Origin of the sequence: Streptomyces capoamus (assembly GCF_014654935.1) — a bacterium.
Lineage (GTDB): Bacteria > Actinomycetota > Actinomycetes > Streptomycetales > Streptomycetaceae > Streptomyces > Streptomyces capoamus.
Genome location: NZ_BNBF01000004.1, coordinates 102803 through 110366, shown reverse-complemented (window position 1 = coordinate 110366; position 7564 = coordinate 102803). Strand labels below are relative to the sequence as shown.

The 7564-nt window shown below is 74.1% G+C and carries 2 protein-coding genes; one reads left to right on the top strand and one right to left on the bottom strand.

Annotation, left to right across the window (positions count from 1 at the left end):
* Positions 1-6030, bottom strand: a 6030-nt coding sequence (locus tag IE312_RS08600) for a non-ribosomal peptide synthetase (protein WP_189979944.1), incomplete at its 3' end; no start/stop codon positions are given.
* 183 nt (positions 6031-6213) lie between these two features.
* Here IE312_RS08600 and IE312_RS08595 point away from each other — a divergent pair.
* Positions 6214-7497, top strand: a complete 1284-nt coding sequence (locus IE312_RS08595; protein ID WP_189979942.1) for an MFS transporter — start codon at positions 6214-6216, stop codon at positions 7495-7497.
* Positions 7498-7564 lie beyond the last annotated feature (67 nt).

Sequence of the window (7564 nt, the reverse complement as noted above, 5' to 3'; positions counted from 1 at the left end):
CTGGTGGTCCACCCGGCCGGCGAACTCCAGCACCCCGTCCTCCCGGTAGCGCGCCAGGTCCCCGGACCGGTAGAGCCGCTCGCCGGGTCGGGTCGCGTACGGGTCCGGCACGAAGCGTTCGGCGGTCAGTTCCGGCCGCTCGACGTACCCGCGGGCCACCTGGGCCCCGCCGATGCAGAGTTCGCCGACCACCCCGACCGGCACGAGCCGCAGGTCGCGGTCCAGCACCCGCATCGTGGTGTTGGCGAACGGACGGCCGATCGGCAGTACGCCGGCGGGCAGTTCGCCCGGCCTGCCTTCGAGGTGGGAGCAGCCGACGGTGGTCTCGGTCGGGCCGTACTCGTTGTCCACCACGGTGTCCGGCGCGTGCTCGGCCCAGCGGGAGACCATCTCCCGGGTGAGTTCCTCGCCGCCGGCGATCAGGCGCCCGGCCGCACGGCGCAGCGCCCGCGGTGACAGCGCCTGGTTCAGCAGCGCCAGGTGGGAGGGCGTCAGCTTCAGCAGTCCGAACTCCCCTTGCTCCAGCTCCGCGATCAGGGCGTCGATGCCGGGCGTGCCGTCGTCCTCGGTCAGGGTGACCGGCTGGCCGGACAGCAGTGCGGGGAAGAGCGAGGTGACCGGCAGGTCGAAGGCCATCGAGGAGTACAGCGGGGCGCCGGTGCCGCCCAGGGGCCGGTAGCCGTCCAGGCACCAGCACACGTAGTTGACCAGGTTGCGGTGCTCGATCATCACGCCCTTCGGCGTTCCGGTCGAGCCGGAGGTGTAGATGACGTAGGCCAGCGAGTCGGGCGTCACCGGGAGGCCGGGGTTGCCCGGATCCTGGCCCGCGATGCCCGGGTCGCGGTCGACCAGCAGCGGTACGGCGGTGCTCGCGTCGAGCCGGCCGGCCAGGGCGGTCTCGGTGACCACCACCCGGGCGCCGGTCTCGGCGACGAGGCCGGTCAGCCGGGCCGCCGGGTGGCCCGGGTCGAGCGGCAGGTAGCCGGCGCCCGCCTTGAGGACCGCGAGCAGCGCGACCACCAGCTCCGGGCCACGGCGCAGCAGTACGGCGACCCGTGCCTCCTGGCCGACCCCGAGTTCGGCCAGACCCCTGGCCAACCGGTTGGCGCGGGCGTTGAGTCCGGCGTAGTCCAGGGTGCTGCCGTCGGCGCAGCGCAGCGCGGTGGCCCGCGGGGTGCGTTCGGCCTGCGCCTCGAACAGCTGGTGCAGGCAGGCGTCGGGGTAGGCCGTGGCGGGGCCGGCGGCGAACTCCGCCAGCCGGTCGTGCTCCTCGGCGGCCAGCAGGCCGTCCCGGGCGTCGCCCAGCGGGTCGACGGCCATCGCCTCCAGGATCCGCCGGTACAGTGCGGCCAGCCGGATCCCGTTGGCGCGGCTGATCCGCTCGGGCCGGCCCGAGATGAAGAAGACGCCGGGGAAGGTCCACACGTCGAGCGCGAACTCGTTGGGGCTGACGTCGACCACCTTGCCGGAGTCGATCTGCCGGCTGTCGAGGACGTGGAAGTCGAGGTAGGTGAAGGCGACGTCGACGAGCGGAGTGCCCTCGCCCCAGGCGCGCTGCATCTCCGGCAGCGGGAACCGGCGGTGCGGCCAGGCCTCCACCTCGGCGGTGAAGGCCTGCCGGGCCAGTTCGCTCCAGGTGGCGCCGGTCGGCTCGACGCCGAGCGGCAGGGTGTTGAGGTGCATGCCGCGGACCAGTTCACCGCCGTCGGTCTCCAGGCGGCCGTTGCAGACCAGGCCGCTGTGGAAGCGGTGGCTGCCGCTGATGACGGCCAGCGCCTTCAGGTGGGCGGCGAACAGCACGCTCTTGAGCGGCACCCCAGCGGTGGCGGCCAGCCGGCGCAGGCCGGGTTCGACGTCCCGGAAGCCGACGGTGACCTGGAAGGGCCGCTCGCCGGCCTGCGGATCGGCGGCCCACGCGGCCGGCAGGGCGACCCGGTCGAAGCCGGCGACGTGTGCCCGCCAGAACTCCCGGTCCTCGGCGGAGGCGAGAGAGCGGCGCTCCAGCGCGACGTGGTCGGCGAACCGGACGGTGTGCCCGGCCGGGCCGGCCGGCGCCAGACCGGCGCGGATCGCCCGGTAGTCGCTCATCAGCTCGTCGATCAGGGAGTGGTGGCTCCAGCCGTCGAGGATGGCGTGGCACTCGATGAAGGAGAACGTCCAGCGGTCGTCGGCGGTCTGGTGGACATGGAAGCGCAGCATCGGCGCCTCGCCGATGTCGAAGGGGGTCCGGCGGGTCTCGGCGGTGAACCGCTCCAGCTCCGCCCGCGCCTGCTCCTCGTCGAGCCCGCGCAGGTCGTCGTAGCCCACCCGGGCGACGGCGTCGGCGTGCACGAGCTGCAGCGGTTCGGAGAACCCGGTGATGTCGAAGCTGGTGCGCAGGATCTCGTGCCGCCTGGTGAGCTGCGCGGCCGCCTCGCGCAGCGCCGGCAGCGAGAACGGCGCGTCGTCGATGAACGGGAAGAGCGTGATGTTGTGGTACGGGCTCTCGTCCCGGTCGGCGAGCATCTGGTAGACCATGGCGGCCTGGACCATCGCGAGCGGGTAGGCGTCCACCAGGCCGGCCGGCAGGGCCGCGCGGTCGGCGGGCGTCAGCAGCGCGAACGGTGCCACCCGCTCCTCCTCGACGCTGGCCCGTCCTCCGGGCGCGGCCGTCTCGGCGAAGGCGGCCAGCGCCTCGACGCGTTGGTGCACCAGCAGGTTCTGCACCGTGAGGTCGATCCCGCGCCGGCGCAGCGCGCCGACGACCTTGATCGCACGGATCGAGTCGCCGCCCAGCTCGAAGAAGTTGTCGAGGGCGCCGACCTTCGGCAGGCCGAGCACCTCGGCCCAGATCTCGGCGACGATCTGCTCGGTCCTGGTCCTGGGGTTGACGTACTCGCCCGCCGCGCGGGCGCCGTGCGCCTCGGGGTCGGGCAGCGCCCGGCGGTCGATCTTGCCGTTGGCGGTCATCGGGAAGGCGTCCAGCGGGACGAAGACGGCGGGCACCATGTAGCCGGGCAGTGTCCGGCCGAGCCGGGCCCGCAGCTCCGCCACCTCGACCGAGTGGCCGGCCTTCGGCGTGACGTAGGCGACCAGCCGGGCCTCCCGCTCGCCGGGGCGGCGGTGCGCGATCACCAGGCTGCTCTCCACCTCGGCCTGGCCGCCGAGGGCCGCCTCGATCTCGCCGGGCTCGATCCGGTGGCCGCGGATCTTCACCTGTTCGTCGGCCCGGCCGAGGAACTCCAGTTCGCCGTCGGCGCCGTAGCGCGCCAGGTCGCCGGTGCGGTACATCCGGGCCCCCGGCTCCGTGGCGAACGGGTCGGGCAGGAACCGCTCGGCGGTCAGGCCGGGGCGGCCCAGGTAGCCGCGGGCCAGGCCGGGCCCGGAGACGTGGAGCTGGCCGGGGACGCCGATCGGCACCGGGTTGAGGTCGGGGTCCAGCAGGTACAGCCGCAGGTCGCCGAGCGGGCGGCCGATCGGGCTGCGCCGGGCAGCGGTGTCCTCGCCGGCCCGGACCGGACGGTAGGTGACGTGCACGGTGGTCTCGGTGATGCCGTACATGTTGACCAGTAGTGGCCGCTGGTCCCCGAACCGCTCGAACCAGGGCGTCAGTTCGGTGACGTCCAGCGCCTCGCCGCCGAAGACCACGGTCCGCAGCGCGAGGTCACCGGGGCGCAGGCCGGCCAGTGCCACCGCCTCCTGCAGACCGCGGAACGCGGAGGGGGTCTGGTTGAGCACGGTGACCCGCTCGGTGACCAGGAGGTCGAGGAAGTCCTGCGGCGAGCGCGAGACGGCGAACGGCACCACCACGACTTGGCCGCCGTTCAGCAGGGCGCCCCACAGCTCCCAGACCGAGAAGTCGAAGGCGTACGAGTGGAAGAGCGTCCACACGTCCCCGGGGCCGAACCCGAAGTCCTGCCGGCAGGAGGCCAGCAGCCGCAGCACGTTGGCGTGGGTGACCTGGACGCCCTTGGGTGCTCCGGTGGAGCCGGAGGTGTAGATGACGTACGCGGTGTTGCCGGGGCCCGCGAGCGGGGCGGGGTCGGTGTCGGGCCACTGTTGGTCGTCCTCGCCGATCAGCAGGGTGGGCACGGTCTCCTCGCCCGTGCGCCGGTCGGTGACCAGGGCGGTGACCCCGGCGTCGGCCAGGATGTAGTCGAGCCGGTCGGCGGGCTGTCCGGGGTCCAGCGGCAGGTAGCCGGCCCCGGACTTGAGCACGCCGAGCAGGGCCACCACGAGGTCGAGGCCGCGCTCGAACCGCACTCCGACCACCGTCTCCGGGCCGGCGCCGAGCGCGCGCAGCCGGTGGGCCAGCCGGTTCGCCCGGGCGTTGAGTTCGCCGTAGCCGAGCGTGGCATCGCCGTAGCTGACGGCGGGTGCGTCGGGGGTGCGGCCGGCCCAGTGCTCGAAGACCTCGGGCAGGGTCCGGTCGGCGGTGTAGGCGCGGCCGGATCCGCTCCAGGAGGCGAGGAGGGCGCGTTCGTCGTCCGGCAGCAGTTCGAGCCGGTCGATCGGCTTGCCCGGCTCGGCGACGATGTCGGCCAGCAGCCGCAGGTAGTGCGCGATCGTGCGGTGGATCGTGGCCTCGTCGAACAGTGCGGTGGCGTATTCGAGCTGGCCGGTGACGGCGCCCCCGGCGGTGCCGGCCAGGGCCAGGCCGAGGTCGAACTTGGCGGTGTGCCAGTCCACGGGCCGCTGTTCGGCGCGCAGCGCGCCCGGCTCGGCCGGGGTGTGGGCGGCGAGCTGGAAGACCACCTGGAAGATCGGGTTGCGGGAGGGGTCGCGTTCGGGTGCCAGCTCGTCCACCAGCCGCTCGAACGGGGTCTCCTGGTGGGTGAACGCGCCGAGCGCGGTCTCCCGGACGCGGTCCAGGAGTTCGAGGAAGGTGGGGGCGCCGGACAGATCGGTGCGCAAGGCCACCGTGTTGGCGAACAGACCGGCCATCGCCTGGGTCTCGGGCCGGTCCCGGCCCGCCACCGGGGTGCCGACCACCACGTCGCGCTGCCCGCAGCTGCGGCCGAGCAGGAGTTGGAAGGCGGCCAGGAACACCATGAACGGGGTCGCGCCGCGGCTGCGCCCCAACTCGGTCAGGGGTCGCGCCAGTTCCGCCGGAACGGTGAAGGCCGCGGTGGCGCCCGCGGCGTCCCGGACCGAGCCGCGCGGCCGGTCGGTGGGCAGCGCCAGCGGGGTGAGGCCGGCCAGGGTGGAGCGCCAGTAGGCGAGCTGGGCCGCCAGCCGGTCCCCGGAGAGGTGCTCGCGCTGCCAGGCGGCGAAGTCCGCGTACTGCAGGCCGGGCGGCTGCAGGGGGTCGGGCCGTCCGGCGGCGAACGCCTCGTAGAGCTGGTCGAGTTCGCCGAGCAGCACGCCCTCGGACCAGCCGTCGGAGGCGATGTGGTGGAAGGTCAGCAGCAGGGCGTGGGCGTCCTCGCCGAGCCTGGCGAGCAGCGCCCGGACCGGGTGCTCGGCGGCCAGGTCGAAGGGGCGCCGGCCGTCCTCGGCGACCAGCTCGGCGAGCCGCAGCTCGGCCTGCGCGAGGTCGGCGCGGACCCCGCCGTCCGCGCCTGCCCCGCCGTCCGCGCCTGTTCCGCCGGCCGCGCGGGGCCCGCCGTGCTTTCCGGCCTCGCTGCCCGCGCCGGACCCGCCGTCCTGGTCGTCCACGCCGCGCAGGTCGTCCACGCCGCGCAGGTCGTCCACGCCGCGCAGGTCGACGGTGGTCAGGGCGATCGGACCCGGCTCGTCGATCACCAGCACCGGCTCGTCGTCCACCGCCGGGTAGCGGGTGCGCAGCACCTCGTGCCGGGCCACCAGCGCGTCCAGGGCCCGCCGGAGCGCCACCTGGTCGACCGGGCCGGGCAGGCGCAGCAGCAGTGGCATCAGGTACTCGGTGCCGCCCGGCTGGAGCTGGTCGAGCACCCACATCCGGTGCTGCGCGAACGACAGCGGGAGAGCGCCGTCCCGGGGAGCGGGGACGATCCCGTCCTGCCGCTTCTTCGTCAAGCCGCGCAGGCGCCGCTGCAGCAGCTCCGTGCGGGAGCTGGGGCTCGTGCTCATCCTTCGCCTTCCTGTGCGAGCGACGGGGTCCGGTCCGGCGACGGTCCACCGGCCGGGCAGCAGCCTGCCGACGGCGGGCGGGGCGGCGGCAGGGTCAGCGCGGCGAACTTCCGGCCGCGGACTGCGCGCGTGACTGCCGGTCCTTCTCTGGGCCGGGGACGAAGGGCCTCCCAGCATCGAGCCATGACCCACACCGTGCGCGAGGAAGTCCCCCGGAACGTCACGCCGTTGCTACGCAACCGAGACTTCGTCCTGCTGTGGCAGGCCGCGGCGGTCTCCGGGCTCGGGTCCAACGCCTCCAGCGTGGCCTACCCGCTGCTGATCCTCGCGCTGACCGGCTCCCCGGCCGACGCCGGGCTCACCGGCTTCATCGCCCTGCTGCCGCAACTGCTGTTCCAGTTGCCGGCCGGAGCGCTGGTCGACCGCTGGAACCGGCGGCGGACGATGATCGTCTGTGATGTGCTGCGCGGTCTGGCCGTCGCCAGCGTGGCGGCGGCCCTGCTGCTGCACCGGCTGTCGCTGTGGCACATCCTGGCGGTCGGGTTCGCCGAGGGCACGCTGACGGTGTGCTTCCGGATCGCCGCCTCGGCTGCCGTCCCCAATGTGGTGCACCCCTCCCAGCTCGCCGCCGCCCTCTCCCGCAACGAGGCGCGGGCGCGCGGTGCCGCGATGCTCGGCCAGCCGTTGGGCGGCGTGCTCTTCGGCCTGGGCCGGGCGGTGCCGTTCCTCTTCGATGCCGCCACCTACCTGTGGTCGCTGGGCGGCCTGCTGCTGATCCGCCGCGAGTTCCAGGCCGAGCGGCGCCCGCGCACCGCCCCGCTGCACCGCGAACTCACCGAGGGCGTGCGCTGGTTGTGGCGCCAGCCCTTCCTGCGTACGACCACCTTCCTGGTCGCCGGGAGCAACCTGCTGTTCCAGGCGCTCTTCCTGACGGTGATCGTTATGGCCCGCGGGCGGCACGGATCGTCCACCGCGATCGGCGTGATGTTCGGGGTGGCGGCGGTGGGCGGGGTCCTCGGTTCGCTGCTCGCGCCGGCCGTGGAGCGCCGGCTGTCGATGCGGACCGTGGTGATCGGCGCCAACTGGGCCTGGGCGCTGCTCACTCCGGTGCTCCTGGTGGTCCGCGACCCGTATGTGATCGGTGTGGTGTACGCGTTGATGTGTTTCGTCGGCCCGGTGTGGAACGTGGTCGTCTCGGCCTACCAGCTGGCCGTCACGCCCGACGCCATCCAGGGCCGGGTGCTGGGCGCGGTGGGCCTGGTGGCGTTCGGCGCCATCCCGCTCGGTTCCCTCGTCGGCGGCCAGCTGCTGGCCTGGCTCGGCGCGGACGCCACGGTGTGGGTGCTCGCCGGGTGGATGGTCCTGCTGGCCGCGACGGCCGCGTTCAGTCCTTCGGTGCGCTCCGCCCCCACGCCGGCCGGCGCCGCGTCGGGTTCCGAGGAGCCCGAGCCGACACCGGCGGGCTGACCGCCGGTTCCCTGCCGTGCACGGGTGCACCGTACGCCGGGCTTGAGGTTTCCCGTCCGGCAGCTTC

What these genes read in the sequence shown, in the direction of transcription:
- IE312_RS08595 (WP_189979942.1), top strand. Translation starts at nt 6,214, where the DNA reads ATGACCCACACCGTGCGCGAGGAAGTCCCCCGGAACGTCACGCCGTTG.